Genomic DNA, 20,284 nt, shown 5'->3' on the forward strand with positions numbered 1-20,284 from the left:
AAATTGGTCGGTAAATGAGGGAGGCTTATTTGGCATGCCCAAAAACAGGATGTATCAGAGCTGTATATAAAAATGGCTCCAACGTCAACAATCGGGCGGGATTTCAAAGAATCCCACCCCAACTATTGACATAGAGCCTTTGTTTTTACTGTTTATATGGGAGTTTTGTTGAAATGGATACGAAACGATTGGAATTGAGATTTAAACATGATATAATGAATCAGTGTTAACGAGGGGGAACAAGTTTACTTGTTCATCCCGAGTGGCGAATGGTGATCACGATAGCTATGAAGTAACATCAAGTACCGAAGGTACGAATCGTGATCTAATAAATGTCGGCAAGCAAACCACCTGTATCAGCAGACAGGCGAGTGCGAAAGCGCATGTTTGCGAGCCTACAAGCAAACAGTTAGAGGGAAAATACAAATCAACATTTCAGATACTTTTAAGTCCAGCCAGATGGCACTGTAACACTTCTTACGTGTCAAAACTCAAAAAAGGTAGGTATAATACGGATATGGATGTGAAATATTTGAATTACATTTTGGCGATTGCCAAACACAAGAATATGACGATTGCTGCTGAAGAATTATTCGTCTCTCAATCCTCTCTCAGCCAATATCTCTCCAGACTGGAGCAGGAACTTGGCACTCCTCTTTTTTACCGGACGAAGACAGAGCTCGTTCCCACACCAGCAGGGGAGCTTTACATCGATTCTGCAAAAAAGGTTGTAGCCATTCAGAAAGAGCTTTACCATAATATTGCCGCGCTGAATCAACGCGGAAATATCCGAATCGGAGTGACTTCCAACTTCGGAATGCGTATGTTGTCAGAACTGATTCCCGATTATAAGAAAACATATCCAGACGTGTCGATCGAGATCTCAGAACTCGGACTTCCTGCGCTCAAAAAGATGATCATGGAGGAATCTCTCGATCTTGGAATCGCCGCCGTCCCGAATCTCGCACCGTTTGCGGATCAGGCAAAAGTGCTCCGCAAAGAGCCGGTTCTGTTCGCAGTCCCGTCCTCTCATCCCTATGCGAAGGAGCATCCAAACGATACGTTGACTCCTCAGGAGTTAGCAAGGGCATTCTCGAACGAGAACTTTTTGAATTCCAAACGCGGTTCTTCCCTGCGAATCGTCGCAGATCAGATTCTGAGTGAGGCAAATTTCACGCCCCACACCTTCTGCGAAACGAACAACATTGCCGCAACCCGCAGTATGATCGCTCACGGGAATGGTGTCGCTTTTATCGCGGAGTCCTGTGCAGTCGACCGCGACCGGATCACCTATTATTCGTTCAATCCGCCACTTTTCCGGCTCAATGCACTCTTTAACCGCAAGAACTGGAAACCCAGCGAGGCTGAACAGGTATTTTATCAGCTTCTGCTCCACTATTTTGATTCCATCACAGAATCTCCTTATCTTGCGGAGTCTCACACAGTATCAAACTAGAGATGTCAAATCAAAAATAAGCGGATCTGAAACCTGATTGTAAACGTTTTTTCAAAAAGCAAATTAAGTTTGAGATTTCTTCGTATCCGAAAGAGAAAATTTCTGCAAAAATTTTCTCTTTCTTCAACGTTGTATAAAAATACATTTCCCCCTGAGCATTCTGCAAACATCCAATTTGCGAACGCTCTATTTTCCCTCTTACTGTATCCTGTAAGATGTCTTTATTTTACCACTTCTCTGTCGCTTCTACAAGCGGGATACCGGTATTTCTTGCATAAAAATGCATACAAAACGGACATCTTCAAGCATTTTCGCTCAGCTCAAATCCACTCCATCCATCTCCTCCAAAAAACGCAGACAGTCCAGAATTCCCGCCATGTAAGTCCAGTTTAGTTCACACTCATATGCTGACGTGATCTTCTCAATCATCTCATCGATACAGTGTCTCTGGTCAAGCTCCAATCTCAGTTGCGCATAGTGATCGCTCGCCTTGGCAGCCTCCTCCATCTCCTCTCTGAGTTTCGGCTGTAAGAGGATAAACTCTGCCCTTGCCCGCTCCCGAAATCTCTGCATCACCGGGTACATTCTCTTGCCTATTTCGCCACCGTACTCTTTTTTCATCGCATCTCCTCCTGTCCGAAGGTCATGAAATTCTGTTCACATCGTCTGCTCTTTATTCTACTTTTCTTCAGGCGGTAACGGACTGCGCCAAGATTCCCCTTCCAGACCGGCATCGTTTTCTCGTCACCTGATGTGAACGATTACCCTGCGAGTTTCTCTTTGGAAAGTTGTGTCATCCCTGCATTCTTGCTTAAAGGATCTCTCTTCTTATAGTCAAACAACCGGTAACTGCCATCACTCATTCGCTCTAAATGCGCCATTCTTGCCATCTGTCTCGAATCATAACCCTCATAATGCTTCAGATAGTGAGGACTTAATTCCTCCCCACGGAAAAATCTTCTCGTCTCCTCCTTCCACGCTCCTGGATCAGGCGCAAACGAAGGACGGCTCTTGATATTCTCCCTTAAGTAAAGATCACACATCAGAAGGTCACGGAAGCACTCTCGTTTTTCCGGGAACAGTTCTGTCAGTAGTTCCCACAAAATCTCGTAGCGCGCCATTCGGCTGTGATTCACCTCAAACAGATGATTCTTCTCATAGTAGTGTGCAAGCATCTCAAACATCTCATACGGAGAGTCATACTCTTTTTCCAGTTCTTTCAAAGTCAGGCAGAACTGGCGACTGTTGTAGTAGACCTCGACCATCTCCTCAATCTGCTTGAGCTTTAGCACATCCCCGTAAGGAAGCCAGCGCGTCGACAAAACCTCATACGGCGGAGCGGATGCGTACTGAAGCTCACATTCCTGCGCCATCTCCTCCATGCAGGAACCTTTCAGCACCTTCAAGAAACCAAGCTGAAGCTGTTCCGGCTCCATCCGATAAACGTCATCGAACGAATGACGAAAGCTCTCCAGATCCTCCCACGGAAGTCCCGCAATCAGGTCAAGATGCTGGTGAATCCGTCCCCAGCTGTTGATCTTTGCGGTGATCTGACGAATCTGGTCAATATCCGTCTTTCTGTGGATCGCCTCAAGTGTCCGCTCATTCGTCGACTGAACTCCGATCTCGAGCTGAACAAGCCCCGGTCGCATCGTGGACAGAAGCTCAAGCTCCTCCTCATCGAGAAGATCCGCTGCAATCTCAAAATGGAAATTCGTGATCCCATTGTCCTGATCCCGGATAAAACGCCAGATCTCCATCGCATGATCCTTCCGGCAATTGAATGTCCGGTCCACAAACTTGACCTGCGGAACTTTCGTCTCGAGAAACCATGCCAGCTCCTTCTTCACAAGATCAAGCCCGCGAAATCTCACCCGCTTGTCAATTGAGGAGAGGCAATACGCGCAGGAAAACGGACAACCGCGACTGCTCTCATAATAAATGATGCGGTGCTCAAGCTCCTTTTCCGGCACGCACTCGTAAGGAAACGGAATCTGACTCATATCCATGTAGGAGCGAACCTTCGTCTCCGTCACCCCTGATCCATCCGGATTGCGAAATGCCAGACCATCAATCTCCCGCCAATTTTGAGGATCTCCGCCATCTCTCACACAATTTTCGAGAAGCTGTGCAAACGTCTCCTCCCCCTCTCCTTTCATCACGAGATCCACGACAGGATTCTCCCGGAGTGTCTTGGATGCATCGTAGGAAACCTCCGGGCCTCCAAGCCAGATCTGCACATCCGGAAGCACCTTCTTCACATCTGCCAGAAGCTCCCTGACATAGGAAATGTTCCAGATGTAGCAGGAAAATCCGATGATATCCGGTTTTCTCCGATAAAGATCCTGCAAGATCTGACCAATCTGCTGATTGATCGTGTACTCCGCCAGCTCAATCTGTACCGGATGATCTGAGAAGTTCCGACAGTCCGCCCTATCCAAATCATCCAAACTGCCAAAATTGCCCAAATCACCCAAGTTACCTGAGTTGCCCAAATCATCCAAACTCTCTGAGTTATTTGAACAATCCACCTCTAAGTTTCCAAACTTTTCTTTGAGAATCTTCTCCCCGTATGCTTTCAAACTGTAAATTCCAAGATTGGAATGAATATATTTGGCATTGATCGCCGTCAAAAGAATTTTCATTGCTCGATTTTCTCACTTTTCTCTATCGCTCGATTTTATCTTCACTTGCCTTTTTGCGAACATTTGTTCTGTTTTTATTATAATCGATTTTCCGGATTTATACAAGAGGAAGATTTCTTTTCTTTGATAAAAATATTGGTTACTGTCCACACGTTACTGTTCACGCGCACGTGCCCAGTAACGATTTTTCTACTCCTTGACAATCTGAGGCTTCGGTGATAAAATAAGTCTACCGCTGAGATACTGCGGACCAGTCAGGGCTTGTACTGGTTTCGACGGGGATCATGCAGCTGGTGAAGCTATCCGCATGCGATGCGTTAAATGGCAAAATTAAAATTAAACGCTGAAGATAATTTAGCATACGCAGCCTAAGTGCTGCTGTCAGCCTTAGTGCACTCACACATTAAGAATCTGGCATCGACTATGTGAGAAACGACATACATTAAGCTTTGCGTGTATGGGCGTATGATGAAGCTACTAAAGCCACAAGGGTGCCTGTTTTCGTGTGGCGGAGGGAATGTCAAATAACCGGCTATGATAGTAGAAGAACAGGGAATTGGTTTTCGGACAGGGGTTCGATTCCCCTCAGGTCCACTTTTATGGGACAGAAAGATTTTATGGAATAACGATACTGTATGTGAGTAGCACAAAGTACAGTATCGTTATTTTTTTGAGAAACCATCCATAAAACTGACCCAAATCACACACGAAACTTCTCTAAGCATCAACAGAAACCGGGAAACTGAGCTAATTTCTGATCAATCGAAAATTTTATATCTTATATTTATATAAAGGAGGAGATTTTATGAACCATAACGAGCTTATGAAACTTGCGATTCAGGAAGCCTATGAGGGAATTCAGAAGAGACACGGCGGTCCGTTCGGATGTGTAATCGCAAAAGACGGAAAAATCATCGGCAGAGGGCACAACCGCGTTCTCATCAATCACGATGCCACCTGCCACGGCGAAATGGAAGCGATTCGAGATGCATCCCGCAATCTTGGCTCCCACGATCTGTCAGGTGCTGTCCTCTACACAACCGCTGCTCCCTGCCCGATGTGCAAAGGCGCTATCCTGTGGTCAAACATCGACAAAGTTTATTACGGATGCACGATCAACGACACCGACCAGATCGGTTTCCGCGATGAGGTCTTCTATCAGAAATGGGGCGAAGGCGAGGACGGAAACTACGGCGAAGAACTCGAGCGCGATGCCTGCAAAGACCTGTTTAAGGATTATGCAGAGATGGAGCACCAGATTTACTAATTCATTCCATAATGCAAAAATGGAGAACGCATAAAACGTTCTCCGTTTTTCTAATTGCCATATTCTAATTGCCATCTGTTCAAAAAATATTCATGAAATATCCATGGCTGTTTTTTATCCTTAACAGCTCTTCTTTGTTGCATCATGTGTGATACTGACACGTTCTCTTATGTGAAAATTAGTATCCAATTTATCCGCGATTACCATGTCAGCGAGAACTCGACCAATTCCGGTGTCTCCGGCTTGCCAATCAGCGGTTCTCTTCTATCCAAACCGGACAGCTTTTCCATTTCCTCATCATTCAGCGAAAAATCAAACAAATCGAAATTCTCTTTGATATGCTGTGGCTGTGTACTTCTTGGAATGACGGCAATCCCTTTCTGTGTCAGAAAACGAAGCAGAATCTGAGCTGGTGTCTTTCCATATTTTTTCGCCAACGCAAGCACAGCCGGCTCACCAAACATCTCATTGCGATTTCCCTGACCGAGCGGTGCATAAGCCATATGTGCGACCTGCTTTTTGTCCATCCAACTGCGTTCGATACTGCGCTGACAGTAGAGATTCGTCTCAATCTGATTGACTGTCGGGACAATCTTGTTGTAGGCAATCAGGTCAAGAAGCTGATCCGGCTCAAAATTGGAAACACCGATCGCCCGGATTTTTCCATCCGCGTACAGCTTTTCCAGACTGCGCCATGCCGAATAATAATTCGCAAATGGCCAGTGCAAAAGCAACAGATCAATATAGTCGGTTTTCAGATTTTTAAACGACTGCAAAACGGTCCGCTCTGCATTCTCGTAAGACTTAAAGTTTACCTTTGTGACAAGAAACAGCTCCTTGCGATCAATTCCACTGACCTTGATCCCCTCTCCCACTTCCTTTTCATTGCCGTAGGCTTCTGCTGTGTCGATCATTCGATAGCCACTTTCAATCGCTGAAGCAACTGCATTCGTGCAGGTTTCTCCGCCGAGCATAAATGTGCCAAATCCGACAAGTGGCATCTGTACACCATTGTTTAGAGTCAAATATTCCATATTTCGCCCTCCTGAAAAAATTTATATTTCTCTTGCTTTTAACACGCCGTGAGCAAGAAATCCCATCTCTGAGCTTAACCCCTCTGCGCTTAAGTCGACGCTTGCAGAGATGTTTTTCTCTGTGTTATAATGATTCTAACAAGTTCGTGTAACACGAAGTCAAGAGAAATTTTTTTATCTATGCAGGAATTCTCAGTCATTTCCTGAAAATTGGAGGAGGACCATGTACTATACAATCAAGCAAATGGCAGAGATGTTTGATGTCACCGAACATACCCTGCGATTTTACACCGACAAAGGGCTCCTGCCCTGTGAGCGTGACGGTGGGAACCGGCGAGTCTTCAATGACGAATCCGTCAACTGGATGCAGGGAATCAAGTGTCTGAAAGGCTGTGGCGCGTCCATTGAGGATATTCAGGAGTACTGTCGCCTGTGTCTGTTGGAAGAATCGGAGGAAAATCTTCGGGCACGGTATGCTATCATCCTGAAACAGCGGGAGGAGGCTTATAAGCGGGTGAAAGAAGCCAAGGCCACCGCGAAATATATGGACGAAAAAGTGGCACACTACGAAGCAATTCTCGCCGGACTGGCACCGGATGACACCAACCCCAAAAACTGGACGGCGAAGAATCGTCCCTCGCACGATCATTCCGATCCTTATAAATAAATAAAAAAAGTAGAACACCATGACCCCACTTGAATATATCAAACGCCCCGCTTCCTACGTCAGCGGTTACGAAAACCTTCCATCCGAAGCCCAGAATCGTGCAAAACAATTATGCTGGGAATACAATCGCACAGCACCGAATGAACAGGAAAAACGCCGTGCGATTTTGCAGGAATTGTTTGGCACCTGCGCTCCCATGACCAATATTGAACCGGATTTTCACTGTGACTATGGATTCAACATCTACACTCACGGTCTGACTGTGATCAACTACAACTGCGTGATTCTCGATACCTCCCCGGTAAATATCGGTGCCGGTGCTTTCTTAGGAGCGGGTGTCTGCCTTGCCTGCTCTGGCCATGCGATTGATCCAGAACAGCGCAGTCACGGCATTGGCACTTCCGCTCCCATCACCATAGAAGAAAATGTCTGGATCGGCGCAAACGCTACGGTCTGCGGTGGTGTGACCATCGGCGCCGGCTCCGTCATCGGTGCCGGAAGCGTTGTCACCCACGATATTCCGGCAAATGTGATTGCCGTAGGCGTTCCATGCAAGGTCATCCGCCCGATCACAGAACAAGATAAATTCAAACCGGAAGAAATTTTATTCTAAGGCAAGATTTATTCCAGGACAAGACAATATTTGATGATTGATCATTCGGAATTTTCCGAAAGGTGGAATTTTCAGTGAAAGTAAGACAGATAAAACAGCAAAAACAGATAAATTTATTTTTAGTCGAAGAATTTGGCGAAAGTACGGGCAAGGTATTGTTTGACAAGCAGACTCAAGCACTGGAAAGGCTGATAAACGGCACAAAAAACAAGTCCAAAAATCAGATGAAAACGCTCACGCAAACCATCCTTCCCCGCATTGCGCTCTATCAGGTTCTCACAAAAGAAAATCTTTCAGAAGAGCGTGTATACAGCTATATGCAAACTTATATGCTTGAGATTGTCGCAAAACAAAAACATTCCGCTATGATAAAAATGGAACTCATCCCCGGATTTTACTGGCTTTACAGCACAATCGCTCTGAAAATCATGCGTGCAAGCGATCTGCATGAAAGCAAGCTGAATCACGGAAAAGATTTCTTTGACTTTACAATCACAAAATGTCTCTGGCACACAGCCTGCGTAGAAAACGGATGTGCAAACCTGTGCCCTCTGTTCTGTGATGTCGACAACGTGACCTATGGAAATTTAAAGAAACTGGGATTTTCGCGGACAAAAACTTTAGGTTATGGTGGGGACTGCTGTGATTTTCATTTTTTCAAGAAATAACCATTCCTCAAAGTCAACAATCGGGCGGGATTTCAAAGAATCCCACCCCAACGATTGACATAGAGCCACTATTGACACAGAACCCAATATGAATGTTGGAAGTATGTTTTTCAACACACCCCATATTCCGTATAGAACCAGAAAAATGGCGACAAAAAACAGGCAGAAACCCATCTCGGATCTCTGCCTGTTCTTCGCTTTGAAACTCTTCATGAAATCGCTTTATCTCAAAATCTGTCTCAAATCAAATTCTAATTCAAGAAACGCTGATCTTTCAATCAAGTTCTATTTCCCGTAAGCTCGATTTCCTGTTTTCTCAATCTTCTTACTGAATCTTGCGAATCCAGCCTTCCGGAGCTTCGATTCTACCCATCTGGATACCAGTCAGGGTGTCATACAGCTTCTGGGTAACCGGTCCCATCTTCTCCATTCCACTCGGGAAGCAGATCTCCTCGCCGTGGTTCACGATCTTGCCAACCGGAGAGATAACTGCTGCGGTACCGCACAGACCACACTCTGCGAAGTCCTTCAGCTCCTCTAACTTAACCGGACGCTCAGTTGCCTTCAGACCAAGATAGTGCTCTGCTACATAAAGCAGGGAACGTCTGGTGATAGATGGCAGAATGGAATTAGACTTCGGAGTAACAACCTCGCCATCCTTCGTTACGAACAGGAAGTTTGCACCGCCGGTCTCCTCAACGTAGGTTCTGGTTGCCGGATCAAGGAACATGTTCTCATCGAATCCGTTTGCATGAGCAGTTACATTTGCATGCAGGCTCATTGCGTAGTTCAGACCAGCCTTTACATGACCGGTTCCGCAAGGTGCAGCACGGTCAAAATCACTTACGCACAGGGTTAACGGCTTTGCACCACCCTTGAAGTACGGACCAACCGGAGTTACCAGAATACGGAACTGATACTCGTTAGACGGCTTTACACCGATAACCGGACCTGATGCGAACATATACGGACGAACATAGAGAGTTGCACCACTGCCATACGGCGGAACCCAATCTGCATTTGCCTTTACAACCTCATCGAGTGCCTCAAGGAAGCGCTCCTTCGGGAATGCCGGCATCTCCAGACGGCTTGCAGAATCCATCATACGCTCTGCATTTAAGTCCGGGCGGAAGGTAACAATGCTTCCATCCTCGGTGGTGTAAGCCTTCAGACCCTCAAAACATTCCTGGCAATACTGAAGAATGCCTGCACACTCATTGATTACGACATTCGGATCGGAGGTCAGACCACCCTCGTCCCACTTTCCATCCTTATAATTTGCCACATAACGTTTGTCGGTAACATGATATGCAAAACCGATATTACCCCAGTCAAGATCTTTCTTAGCCATAAATCTTTCCTCCATTCGGTATCCGCATCTTACCGGAAAATCTCTGAAAATACGAAACGATACCCGAAAGTACGCTCCGCACCGCTCCCCGGCAGACACACATTCTTTTTTCATAGCGTCTCAGCCAGTTTACAAACTCACTGAACCGCTACCCTTTTCTTTTTTAATTCAGCCCAATTTTATTTTCTGTCTGAACGATAAAGCTATTATATCCCCATTATCCGTCAAAATCAATGCCTCTTTTTCGTTTTTGGCATATCTGTCTTCTATGTCAGATATAACCGCCATTATCTTATAAAAGCGCTTATTTGTCATTTTAACTTTCATGCGGTCAAAGCGCACAGGCTTCGATGGCAAAAAGGGCAATGCAAACCCGTGTGAGACGTTGGTGTTTAGGTCGCGTATTTTGCGACCTTACGCACCATTACGTTGCTCTGCATGTCTAGGAAGCGCCAGTGACGCTTCCGCTGACCGAACCCGGAGTGCGAACGAGTTTGCATGACTTCTTTTGCCTGAGAAGCCGTATACATATTTATATCTATGTCTATGCCCATGCCCAAATCTAAGTCCGTACACACATGCGAACACAACACGACCATTAATTAGCGCAACTTCTGCTTATAATCCCTCTCAACCTCTCGGCGCATATCCTTCTTCGCCATATCATCGCGCTTGTCATAGAGTTTCTTTCCTCGCGCAAGACCGATCTCGACTTTTACAAGGCTTCCCTTAAAGTAAACCTGGAGCGGGACGAGTGTATATCCCTTCTCCTTGATCTTGGACTCGAGTTTTAAGATCTCCTTGCGGTGCATCAGAAGTTTTCTCGCGCGGAGCGGGTCTTTATTAAAAATATTTCCCTTCTCATACGGATTGACATGCATGCCGTAAACATAGACCTCGCCGTGGTTGTCAATTCGGACAAATGCCTCCTTGATGCTACATTTTCCCATGCGGATCGACTTGACCTCCGTGCCAAACAGCTCGATTCCGCACTCATATTTCTCATCGATAAAATAATCGTGATATGCTTTTTTGTTATTCGCAATCAGTTTAAATGCCTCTTTGCTACCCATCTTTTCTCACTCCTCCTCGCTTATTTCCTCTCCATGCTTATTTTCATCTTTCGACTTTCTCAATATCTGTATCCAAAATCATTCCGGATCTCTGCTTATTGTCTTGTCTACTCAAAATACGGCAGAAAATCCACGGTTCTCGTCAGCTTATCGGTTCCGGATACCGTGACCTTGACCTTCTGTCCAAGGCGGTAACTCCGTCCGCTCCGCTCCCCGCGAAGCTCCATCTTCTCCTCGCTGAACAGATAATAATCCCCATAGAGATCACTCACGCGCACAAGTCCCTCAACCGTATTCGGAAGCTCCACATAGAATCCCCAGTTCGTCACACCGGAAATTACACCCTCGTAGACCTGTCCAATCCGCTTCGACATGTACTCGCACTTCTTCATCTTCACAACCTCGCGCTCCGCCTCATCGGCACGGCGCTCCGTCTGCGAACACTGGATCGACACCTCCGTCAGAATGCTGTCATAATGACTGATCCGCTTTCCAGTCAGATTTCCATGCAGGTTTTCCTTGATGATGCGATGAATCTGAAGATCCGGATAACGGCGGATCGGGGACGTAAAGTGCGTGTAGTAGCGCGCTGCAAGTCCAAAATGGCCACCACAGATCGGCATATACTTTGCCTGCTTCATCGAGCGGAGTGTCAGACGGCTGATCAGAGCCTCCTCCTCCGTTCCTTCGATTTTCGTCAACAGCTTCTGGATCTCCTTCGGGTGAACCTCCCCATTCTGCAAATGCAGGGAATATCCGAAATTGTTGATGAAAATGCCAAGTTTCTTCATCTTCTCCGGATCTGGGTTGTCATGTGTACGATACAAAAACGGAATTTCCTGCCAGTAGTAATCCTCCGCGATCGTCTCATTCGCCATCAGCATGAAATCCTCAATGATCTTCGTCGCAGAATTGCGCTCATACGGCTTGATCTCCGTCGGGTGCCCTTTTTCATCGAGCAGGATCTTCGTCTCCGGGAAATCAAAGTCGATTGATCCACGCTGAGAACGCTTCTCGCGCAGAATGTCCGCAAGCTCCTTCATGCAGTCAAACATCTCGACAAAACCGTCGTACTCCGCCATCACAGCCGGATCGCGGTCGGTGACAATCGCATTGACTGCCGTATAAGTCATTCGTCTGTCGACACGGATCAGCGTCTCTGCGACCTCATGGCTGAGCAGTTTTCCGTGCGGATCAATATCCATGATACAGCTTAATGCGAGACGGTCAACTCCCTGATTCAGCGAGCAGATTCCATTTGAGAGCTTGTGCGGAAGCATCGGCACCACACGGTCCACAAGATAGACACTCGTTCCACGCTTCAACGCCTCACGGTCGAGCGGACTTCCCTCTCTGACATAGTGGCTGACATCCGCGATGTGAACGCCGAGACGGTATCCAAAGTCCTCTCTGCTGATCGTGATTGCATCATCGAGATCCTTTGCATCCTCGCCGTCGATCGTGACGGTCTGCCAGTCTCTGATGTCCTTTCTTCCGACCTTCTCTGCCTCCTGCACCTCATCCGGAATGTGCTCAATCTGCTCCATGACTTCCTGCGGATACTCATCCGGAATTCCGTAGGCCTTGACGATCGAGAGAATATCCGTGCCCGGATCGTTTACATGACCGATGATCTCAACGATCTCGCCCTCCGGCTTCTTTCTCTCTCCGCCGTAATCGGTGAGCTTGACAATAACCTTGTGACCGGTCACTGCTCCCATATCCTTGCCCTGCGGGATGAAGACATCCTCCCCGATCTTCTGGTTGTCCGGAATCACAAATCCGAAATTCTTGCTCTTCTGATAATATCCCACAAGCGTCTGATTTGCGCGCTCAAGCACCTTCACGACCGTGCCCTCGGCTCTGCGTCCCCCGCGCGCCGGCTCTGCGACGATCTGCACCCGATCGCCGTGCATTGCATCCTTGACCTTGTCATACGGAATATAAATGTCATCCGGACGACCCTCGACCGTGACAAAGCCGAAACCCTTCGCGGTTCCGGAAAATGTACCCGTGAGAAATTCCGCTGACGGAATCTTATATTTTCCGCGCTTCGTCAGAATGACTTTTCCTTCCTGCTCAAGCGCTTCCATGACCTCGCGCAGTTCGTCTCTCTGATCCCTCGAAAGATTGAGAAGCATCGCCAGTTCCTTGAGCTTCATCGGCACATACGTCGGATCATTGAGCAGTGCCATCATCGTCTCTTTTCTCTGATTCAATAATTCTTCTGTCATAAATTCCAGTTTATTTCCTTTCTCCAAACTATCATTTTTCTAATTTTCTAAAATATCATTAATATCATTTACTATTACTATTTTACTTACTATTTTACTTTTACCGGCATTCCATATCCTACTATGATTTCACCATACTTTGATTTCACTATATTTTTATCTCACTATACTTTTATTTTACTATACTCTTATTTCACCATGCTTTGATTTTACTATGCTTTTATTTTACCACGCTTTTATTTTAATTTCATTCTACCGCCACTTTATTGCTTGCACTGTTTGTTATCGTTATTTGAAAAAAGCACCCTTGTTTCCACAAGAGTGCTTCATTTTCGTTGTCTTATAAAATATTCAGAACAAGAGACAACAGCATAAACAGAACTGCGGCAGCCGTCGTCGCTTTCTCCAGGTTTCCTTCCATGGAACGGCCCTTGTTACGGCCCCAGTAGGTATCTGCCATACCACCGATTGCTCCAAGACCCTGGCTCTTTCCCTCCTGCATCAGAACGACTACGGTCAGAAACAGGCATATAAGAACGAAAATTACGCACAAAATTGTCTTCAGCATCCAAAAACACCTCCTAATTCCCAAACTAATAAAGAATCTCTCTTGCGGGATTCTTGTATTTTCCCATAAAACAAAGATATTTTATCACAGGTCTGCCTAAAACACAAGGGAAATCGATGTTGATACAACACGCGAACAGCAACGAATTGCAATTACTCCTTATGCCATTGTGCGGTATTCCTGCTTCCAGCGCTTGATCAGCTTCATTTCGCCCTTCTCTCTCTGAGGCTGTTCCTGCGCAAAGAGCGTGTCGAGCTGTCTGACCTGAACGGAGTTTTCTGCGCGCTTTCTTGCGCTCTCCATCTCCCGCTCCCAGCCATTTTTCAGCTCCGGCGTCGCCAGTGCCTTAAATCTCTCCCCGAGTCTCAAATCCGGATCGAGCTTTGTCAGATAATAAATTTTTCGCAGAATTTCCGGATTTCCATCTGCTGAGTACGCGCGCTTATACGCCTCAAATGCCTTGTCATAGCGAAACATTCTCGCATAGCAGGAGCCGAGATTATTTCCGACACGCGAGCGGAAGGATTCATTGACAACCTCATCCGCCGGAAGCTCCAAAAGTTCCTGATAAATCTTGACAGCTCGCCCATACTGGCGCATCGAAAACAGCTCATCTGCCTTCATTCTGCGATATTCTGCCGGATGTTTTCCGCGCAGATCCGTGATCTGCTGGCGATAGTGCGCGACTTCCTGTGCCGTGTAATAGTCGCTCTCCTGAAGAATCATCGGCAAAATCTCATCCGGATTCTCCCCACTCTTCATCCACTGCTCAATCTTGAGTGCGAGAAAGCCCTGTCCGAGTTCCTCCCGCATGAAATCAAGCAGGGATTCTCCGACAAAACCGTCGAGCACAAGCAAAGGATAATGGTAGATCACATAGGCCAACTCCTGAGTGGAGGAGAGGCGCAGTCCCAGTTCCTCGGCATAGTAAGGATGGGTGACATGTTCCTGTCTACATAACAATAAACTCATATCATAACCTCTTGTCTGATCTGTACTCCGGAGGATGGGAAAAGTTCTCCGAGTCCCTGATCCTTTAAGATGACTTCCATCGTCTGTTCATCCGGAAACGAAATCTGCACCCGCACCTTCGTCGTCCGCTCTTCCCGCTTTGGAAATCCTTCCAGAAAAATTGAAACAGTCTTCCGATTCGTCACATCCTGCGGAGTCACCACAAGATCGACGGTGTTCTGATGATCCGGAATCACATCCACACTCGCAACACGGCTGTGCCAGCGGTCTCCGGCTGACGCAAGCACGACAGAAGTCTCCTGCCCCTTGCGGATGACATTCATCGAGATCGTCGTCTTCAACCGTCCCTCACAGATCATCGTGTACGGGAACGAAGTCTTCTCCTGATTCATGTCCTTCGCACAGTAGGACGCGCCTCTCGCAAACAGAGCCGTCTCCATATAGACTCTGCGCTTCATGCAGACCATATTCATGAATTCCGGCGCCCAGTCGCGCTTTAAAAATCCCTTTCCGGCAAGGAAGATCGCGGAATATGCTTTTTTCTGCATCATCCGCTCTCCGCACGAGCAGACAATCTTGTCCGCCAGACGTTTTCCGGATGCAGTTGCGAGAATGTCGAGACGAAAACTCTCCTCAAGCTCCTCGTAATCTGCCGTGACGATCGTCTGATTCGTCGTCTTCTGCACTTTCATCTCGTAATAGCGAAATCCCTCATCGGAGAGGTCGAACATTCCGGTCGTCCCCATCCAGATCTCACGCTTCTGGCTGACCATGTAGTACAAAAAACTCTCGGCATGGCTGATCATATCGATCCGCTCTGCCGGAATTTCAAGCCGGTCTGCGCAGGATTCAAGAATTTCAAGCATCTTGGAATCGTACCGGCGCACTGCAACGACAATGCGCTCAACCGTCTCCTTCTTCGTCTCCGCCCGGATCATTTTCAAAATCTCCTCGAGAAAATGCCCGAGAATCTCTTTTCCCGTATAACGGACATCTCCGACTGTCGAAGACTCTCCCTTTAACGCACGGCTCACGAGCTTGTCGAGAATCACACCGTCGCCATTTAAAGTGTGCGTATAGGCATCATCTCCCACATACCAGCTATCCGCCGTTCTATTCTTGCAGATCACGGACGGAAGCGACCAGATCTTTTCCTCATCCGCACAGCTGACCTGCGTATATTCATCGCATAAATCGATGCCAACAATCAGTCCGTCCATACAACTCTTACCCTTTCTCTCACTTTCACAGTCACAGTTCGCAAACTCGCAAAGCTACAAAGTTACAAAGCTACAAAGTTATAAACTTTACAAATTTTACACATTCGCAAGCCCGTGCTGATGCACTCCTTACATCAGCCCAAACAGCTCCTCCATCACTGCACTGTCTGTGAGATATTTTTTCATCTTATCTTTAAGCGTGCTCTCCTCCTTCAGAGACAGGCAAAGCCCCATCTCATTGAGGGAGGCAAATCGATTTCCCGCCGAATTTGTCATCTCAATATCGCAGGAAATGCTTCCCTCATCGACAAGCACGCGCTTTCCTTCTTTCCGGTCGTAAACCTGGTATTCCAGAAGCTCTCCCTCAAACAGAACTTTCTGGTGCACATAGATTCCCGGATATACTTTTCTGAGTTCCTCCGGCGCATACTGCTCCTCATCCGGAAGCACTCTCGCCATCAGCTCCGGTCGGCTGTCCCGATCGCCGTGATACTCGACGATCACCTTGTCCATGATTCCATCCGGCATCGGCATCAGGCGTCCGAGATCGTGGAACCAGGCAAAGACTCTGCCCTCCGAAATCAGGAGATCGACAATCTTTCTCGCAAGCTCCTTCTGCTCCTCACTCAAAGCCTTCATGCTCGCATAATGGCGACAGAGCGCAAGCAGGTAAATCGTCGGAACACGGCTCTTGTCCTCCGCCTTGTTCATCACGCGCTCAAGATAGTCAAAGACGCGCTCCGAACCAATCTTCTCATGCAGGAAATAATCCACCGACTTTGTCGTAAAGTAGGCTCGCACGACAAGCTCACTCGTCTCCTTGCCATCTGCATACCAGTCAAAGACCTGATCGAGACGATCCGTCTCCCCGCTGAACATCATCTGGGCAAGCAGACGCTCCGGCAGATCGTAGAGTGCAATGTGGTCGCGAACGCTCTGGCTGAGCACCTTGAACATCTGCTTTGTCGAGCCGTTAAAGTACTCACAGAGATAGTCGAGAACCGCATCGTCGTAACGTCCCTCCGAGAACAGCTTGCATGCGAGCAATACGAGACAGTCATCGCGCCCCGAGATCTCCTTTAAGATCATGCCGGAACACAGCTTTAAGAGTCGCGCACTGCGGACATTCTCCCATCCGTAAGTGCACATGATGTCAAATGCATCCCGGTAATATCCCTGCCAAGTCAGAATCTCACAGATCTGTCCGCGCTCCGCATTGTTCATCTTCGTCAGATCAAGGCGAGCTAGGTACTCCACATCATCCGGAAGCTCCCCGGCATCGCTCTCAATCATGCGCTGATCGTACTCGAGAATTCTCGAGAGGGCTCTGCGACGGAACAGCAGGTTAAACTTCATCTCCTCGGATGCCTCTCTGAGACGGATCAGCTGTCCGTCATCGGAAATGCCATTCTCAACGATCATCCGGCACTCCTGAAGGCGAAGCATCGGATGCTCCGGGAAGACCTCATAACAGCGCGCCTCAAGCTCTCTCTCCTCCTTGTGCGACATCGCCGGAAGTTTTTTAAACGGAAGGTTCGCATAGCGGTTTCCGTACTCATCCTGAAACAGCAGAACCGGATTCTCGGAAAACAGCGGAACATACGCCGTTCCATCCTTGATCGGAAATGCATCCTGCCCCTCGGTCTCTCCACTGCACACGACAACATAGCGGATCGACGGATTGTCAATCTGAATCCGGTAGGAGCGAAGGACGGATGGAAGCACTCTTGCGACCTTCTCGTCAATCATCTCCTTGTAGAGCATGTGCTCATACAGGACAGCAATCCGGCTGTTGATCCGCGACTTGAGAAGCTGATCCATCGCAAACTTTTCCATGTCGCGCTCATACTTTTTATAAAGCTCGGATTCCGGATTCATATAGCGCAGAATATTCACATACAGCGACGCTCTGCTGTCCTCATCCAAGCTCTTCTCGTAAGAGAAATAGAGAAGCACCTCTCTCGGAAGCAGGTAGGCGTAATCCTCCGGAAGCGAGTAGAGATAATACTCATAAAGCCTTGTCAGGCTGACGCCCTCCTTGAGTGCTCTCTGATACCACGAAAAATAGCGCTTGTCCCGGCAGTCACTGCGGATCAGAACCCCACAGAGCGCAGAGAGCAGTTCCTTGTTCTCATACTTCTCGTAGAGCGCCTTGAGCATCCGATAGTGAAGGGCACGGTGCGGTCTCACAGTCACGGAGAGCTGGGCAATCCGCTTTGCGAGCTCCTCGCTGATCAGCCCACGTCTTGCGCCAAAGCTCATCACCTGCATCTCAAACTCATCGAGACGGCGAAGCAGTTTCACATCCTCCTCAAAGATCTTGAGTGCCTGCACATACATCCACGGGCTCGTACAACCCTGCGCAAACAGCGTGTGCATCTCATCGAGAGTTCCCGCCGGATTCATCGCCTGATCCGGGTCGATCAAGAGCTGAATCAGATAGAGGTATCCTCTCGCCATCGCCTTCTTCTCAATCGACTCATTCTGTCTGACAAGGCGGAGAAGTCCCTCTCTCTGTCCCGGTTTCTGCTGAATCCGGTAGAGAAGGTACTGGAAAAAGGAGTAGAGCACCCGATCGTCCATCCGCTGGCTGTTGACCTGTGCACGGCAGGACTCGAGAAGCGCGATCGCACGCTCTCTCTCCCCGCTCGCCACATAGAGTTCTGCAAGACAGAGTGCATTTCTCGCATTCTCCCCCTCGGTCTCTCTCTGAACTTCCAGCTCCTGTTTCATCTTTCCGGCAAGTGCCTGACGGCGTTTGCCGGAGACCGTCTCATACTCCAGTCTCATCTTCAGGTAACGAGAGATCGATTTCTTACGCCCTTTTTGTCTCGGCTCTGTGCTCTCGTCCTCCCCGACTGCCTCGATCGGAACATCGAACTGCTGACGGATTGTCCGCACATGAATCACACCGAGATTCTTTCCTCGGTGAAGGCGTCCCGGATTGATTGCAAACGAGACCATACAGCTCTGATCCTTAAAATCCTTCCGCTCAAAGCTCTTTCTCGGAAGCTCCAAAAAATCTCCCTCCGCTGTGACCTCGATCGAGACAGCGCCCCAGGTATCCGCCTTGATCTCAAGAAGATCCATGCGGATGTCGGAAAGTCCCTCATAGCGTCTCGTCTTCGTGTCCACACTCAGGCTGACCGGCTTTTTCGCTCCCTGAACAACAAGGAACTCCTCAAGCTGATTCTGACGGTTCGGTCTTCCCTTCAATCCATCATAGAGCGCACGCACACGCAGATCCTGCATAAACGGTGCCTCTGCAAAATCCTGGTACTCAAACAGTCTCAGCGCAAGCTCCTGATCCCGGTGAACCAGCTCCGCCAAATCTCCTGCCGTCTGAAGCCCATCGAGAACTTTTCCCGACGCGCCGATATCCACGGAAAAAGAAAAAGGTACCTTTTTCTCTCCCCCGTTGGTTACAAGATAAAAAGCACCCGAAATCACATCATCCTTTGACAGGTTTCTGCCATCAATCTCATAAGTGATGTGATTGCGATTGCCTCCAAATGCTTCTTTATGAATCCGGACCCGGGGATTGGAAGAATATACCAGTCCCTTGATAAAACGTCCCTGAAGATCCGTCACATACAGTTCTTTTCTCGTCAGCTCTCCAGCCTGTATCGCTTCTTCCACGGACTCCGGAACAACATTCACCTGTAATACATCTGTATCTACAATTCCCCGCGCCAGACGGTTAATTTTCTCTCTCATCGTATCTCCCGCAAACTCCGGAGTTTTGTGCCGTCTCCTGATCTCCCTCTTTTCCCATTCCAAAGAGATTCAGAAATTTCGACAAACTCCTACATTAATCTTCCCTATATTATCACATTTTTACTTGATTTAAAAGGATTAAATTGTTATGATTAAGAAATTAAGAAAAAAGAAAAAAAACTAAGCAAGCATATAAATACTGCTTTACGGAAAGAGGCTAATCATGATGTTATCGGAACCGATGACTTTATACAAACTTATGAATCTCTACATGCTTCGACAGGTCAGTTTCCCACTGACAAACGCTCAGCTGACTGACTTTTTTTTACAGCATGAGTACACGAGTTATTTCACGCTCCAGCAGGCACTCAAGGAACTTCAGGAGTCCGGTCTTGTGCGCACCGAATCCACACACAACACGACGCGCTACATGATCACAAAAGAGGGCGAGGAGACCTTAAGTTTCTTCGGAAAAAACATCTCCCCGGCGATCGTTGAGGACATGGACCACTACCTGAAAGAGAACCGTCTGCGCATGAGAAATGAGGTCGGCGTTGTCTCCGACTATTTCAAGTCCACGAGTCAGGACTACACCGTCCACTGCGAAGTGCGCGAGGGCAAGAGCACACTGATCGATTTAAGCATCTCGGTGCCGGACCGCGAGCAGGCGGAGGATATGTGCGCGAAATGGAAGGACAAGAGCCAGACGATCTACGCCTATATCATGAAAACGCTGATGGGAAGCGGGGAAGACTCGGAAAATTAAGATAAGATTTTTCAAAAAACAGGGGACAGTCAA

At 47.7% G+C, this 20,284-nt stretch carries 16 protein-coding genes and 1 other RNA gene; 7 read left to right on the top strand and 10 right to left on the bottom strand.

From position 1 onward, the window contains the following. Positions 1-523 precede the first annotated feature (523 nt). On the top strand, positions 524-1,456 hold the full coding sequence (locus ACR0QT_RS07195) for a LysR family transcriptional regulator (RefSeq protein WP_432630218.1): 933 nt from the start codon (positions 524-526) through the stop codon (positions 1,454-1,456). Positions 1,457-1,771: 315 nt separating this feature from the next. Here the strand turns inward: ACR0QT_RS07195 and ACR0QT_RS07200 are convergent, their stop codons facing one another. After that, positions 1,772-2,077 (bottom strand): iron-sulfur cluster co-chaperone HscB C-terminal domain-containing protein, encoded by a 306-nt coding sequence (locus tag ACR0QT_RS07200; protein ID WP_432630152.1) that lies wholly within the window; start codon positions 2,075-2,077, stop codon positions 1,772-1,774. Positions 2,078-2,217: 140 nt separating this feature from the next. After that, positions 2,218-4,101, bottom strand: coding sequence for a B12-binding domain-containing radical SAM protein (locus ACR0QT_RS07205; protein WP_432630153.1), 1,884 nt, complete (start codon positions 4,099-4,101; stop codon positions 2,218-2,220). A gap of 257 nt (positions 4,102-4,358) precedes the next feature. On the opposite strand from ACR0QT_RS07205, the gene ssrA reads away from it, so the two are divergent. Both ssrA and ACR0QT_RS07215 read left to right on the top strand, forming a co-directional pair. Continuing rightward, positions 4,359-4,698: a transfer-messenger RNA gene (gene ssrA / locus ACR0QT_RS07210) on the top strand. 208 nt (positions 4,699-4,906) lie between these two features. After that, positions 4,907-5,368, top strand: a complete 462-nt coding sequence (locus tag ACR0QT_RS07215; protein ID WP_432630154.1) for a nucleoside deaminase — start codon at positions 4,907-4,909, stop codon at positions 5,366-5,368. 200 nt (positions 5,369-5,568) lie between these two features. Here the strand turns inward: ACR0QT_RS07215 and ACR0QT_RS07220 are convergent, their stop codons facing one another. Next, positions 5,569-6,402 (bottom strand): aldo/keto reductase, encoded by an 834-nt coding sequence (locus tag ACR0QT_RS07220; protein WP_432630155.1) that lies wholly within the window; start codon positions 6,400-6,402, stop codon positions 5,569-5,571. Between the two features lie 223 nt (positions 6,403-6,625). Here ACR0QT_RS07220 and ACR0QT_RS07225 point away from each other — a divergent pair, with 223 nt between their 5' ends. The 3 genes from ACR0QT_RS07225 (at position 6,626) to ACR0QT_RS07235 (ending at position 8,350) form a co-directional block, all read left to right on the top strand. Further along, positions 6,626-7,069 (top strand): MerR family transcriptional regulator, encoded by a 444-nt coding sequence (locus ACR0QT_RS07225; protein WP_432630156.1) that lies wholly within the window; start codon positions 6,626-6,628, stop codon positions 7,067-7,069. Positions 7,070-7,088: 19 nt separating this feature from the next. Beyond that, positions 7,089-7,682 (top strand): sugar O-acetyltransferase, encoded by a 594-nt coding sequence (locus tag ACR0QT_RS07230; protein ID WP_432630157.1) that lies wholly within the window; start codon positions 7,089-7,091, stop codon positions 7,680-7,682. 74 nt (positions 7,683-7,756) lie between these two features. After that, positions 7,757-8,350, top strand: a complete 594-nt coding sequence (locus tag ACR0QT_RS07235) for an L-2-amino-thiazoline-4-carboxylic acid hydrolase (protein ID WP_432630158.1) — start codon at positions 7,757-7,759, stop codon at positions 8,348-8,350. 325 nt (positions 8,351-8,675) lie between these two features. Here ACR0QT_RS07235 and ACR0QT_RS07240 read toward each other — a convergent pair whose 3' ends face one another. The 7 genes from ACR0QT_RS07240 to ACR0QT_RS07270 form a co-directional block, all read right to left on the bottom strand. After that, complete coding sequence (locus tag ACR0QT_RS07240; RefSeq protein WP_432630159.1) at positions 8,676-9,701, bottom strand: branched-chain amino acid aminotransferase; 1,026 nt, start codon at positions 9,699-9,701, stop codon at positions 8,676-8,678. 602 nt (positions 9,702-10,303) lie between these two features. Continuing rightward, positions 10,304-10,774, bottom strand: a complete 471-nt coding sequence (smpB, locus tag ACR0QT_RS07245; protein WP_177977400.1) for an SsrA-binding protein SmpB — start codon at positions 10,772-10,774, stop codon at positions 10,304-10,306. A 107-nt stretch (positions 10,775-10,881) separates the two neighbouring features. Continuing rightward, complete coding sequence (gene rnr / locus ACR0QT_RS07250) at positions 10,882-13,008, bottom strand: ribonuclease R (RefSeq protein ID WP_432630160.1); 2,127 nt, start codon at positions 13,006-13,008, stop codon at positions 10,882-10,884. A 340-nt stretch (positions 13,009-13,348) separates the two neighbouring features. After that, positions 13,349-13,576 carry a preprotein translocase subunit SecG gene (gene secG / locus ACR0QT_RS07255; RefSeq protein WP_177976883.1) on the bottom strand — a complete coding sequence of 76 codons (228 nt, stop codon included), beginning with the start codon at positions 13,574-13,576 and terminating at the stop codon, positions 13,349-13,351. A 159-nt stretch (positions 13,577-13,735) separates the two neighbouring features. Next, a complete protein-coding gene (locus ACR0QT_RS07260; protein ID WP_432630161.1) occupies positions 13,736-14,548 on the bottom strand; it encodes a hypothetical protein in 813 nt (270 codons plus the stop codon). Then, the gene (locus ACR0QT_RS07265) at positions 14,545-15,768 is read right to left on the bottom strand and encodes a DUF5716 family protein (protein ID WP_432630162.1); all 1,224 of its coding nucleotides are present in this window, start codon (positions 15,766-15,768) and stop codon (positions 14,545-14,547) included. The genes ACR0QT_RS07260 and ACR0QT_RS07265 overlap by 4 nt, the downstream gene beginning before the upstream one ends. A 129-nt stretch (positions 15,769-15,897) precedes the next feature. Beyond that, positions 15,898-19,485 carry a DUF5717 family protein gene (locus tag ACR0QT_RS07270; RefSeq protein ID WP_432630163.1) on the bottom strand — a complete coding sequence of 1,196 codons (3,588 nt, stop codon included), beginning with the start codon at positions 19,483-19,485 and terminating at the stop codon, positions 15,898-15,900. A gap of 226 nt (positions 19,486-19,711) precedes the next feature. Between ACR0QT_RS07270 and ACR0QT_RS07275 the strand changes: the two genes are divergently transcribed. Beyond that, a complete protein-coding gene (locus tag ACR0QT_RS07275) occupies positions 19,712-20,251 on the top strand; it encodes a DUF4364 family protein (RefSeq protein ID WP_432630219.1) in 540 nt (179 codons plus the stop codon). Positions 20,252-20,284 lie beyond the last annotated feature (33 nt).

It is taken from the genome of Brotaphodocola sp., from assembly GCF_050873365.1.
Classification (GTDB): Bacteria; Bacillota; Clostridia; order Lachnospirales; family Lachnospiraceae; genus Brotaphodocola.

Coding starts and splice junctions, on each gene's coding strand:
- ACR0QT_RS07230 (WP_432630157.1), top strand. CDS start 7,089: ATGACCCCACTTGAATATATCAAACGCCCCGCTTCCTACGTCAGCGGT.
- ACR0QT_RS07265 (WP_432630162.1), bottom strand. CDS start 15,768: ATGGACGGACTGATTGTTGGCATCGATTTATGCGATGAATATACGCAG.
- rnr (WP_432630160.1), bottom strand. CDS start 13,008: ATGACAGAAGAATTATTGAATCAGAGAAAAGAGACGATGATGGCACTG.
- ACR0QT_RS07270 (WP_432630163.1), bottom strand. CDS start 19,485: ATGAGAGAGAAAATTAACCGTCTGGCGCGGGGAATTGTAGATACAGAT.
- smpB (WP_177977400.1), bottom strand. CDS start 10,774: ATGGGTAGCAAAGAGGCATTTAAACTGATTGCGAATAACAAAAAAGCA.
- ACR0QT_RS07225 (WP_432630156.1), top strand. CDS start 6,626: ATGTACTATACAATCAAGCAAATGGCAGAGATGTTTGATGTCACCGAA.
- ACR0QT_RS07200 (WP_432630152.1), bottom strand. CDS start 2,077: ATGAAAAAAGAGTACGGTGGCGAAATAGGCAAGAGAATGTACCCGGTG.
- ACR0QT_RS07240 (WP_432630159.1), bottom strand. CDS start 9,701: ATGGCTAAGAAAGATCTTGACTGGGGTAATATCGGTTTTGCATATCAT.
- ACR0QT_RS07220 (WP_432630155.1), bottom strand. CDS start 6,402: ATGGAATATTTGACTCTAAACAATGGTGTACAGATGCCACTTGTCGGA.
- ACR0QT_RS07260 (WP_432630161.1), bottom strand. CDS start 14,548: ATGAGTTTATTGTTATGTAGACAGGAACATGTCACCCATCCTTACTAT.
- secG (WP_177976883.1), bottom strand. CDS start 13,576: ATGCTGAAGACAATTTTGTGCGTAATTTTCGTTCTTATATGCCTGTTT.
- ACR0QT_RS07205 (WP_432630153.1), bottom strand. CDS start 4,101: ATGAAAATTCTTTTGACGGCGATCAATGCCAAATATATTCATTCCAAT.
- ACR0QT_RS07275 (WP_432630219.1), top strand. CDS start 19,712: ATGTTATCGGAACCGATGACTTTATACAAACTTATGAATCTCTACATG.
- ACR0QT_RS07215 (WP_432630154.1), top strand. CDS start 4,907: ATGAACCATAACGAGCTTATGAAACTTGCGATTCAGGAAGCCTATGAG.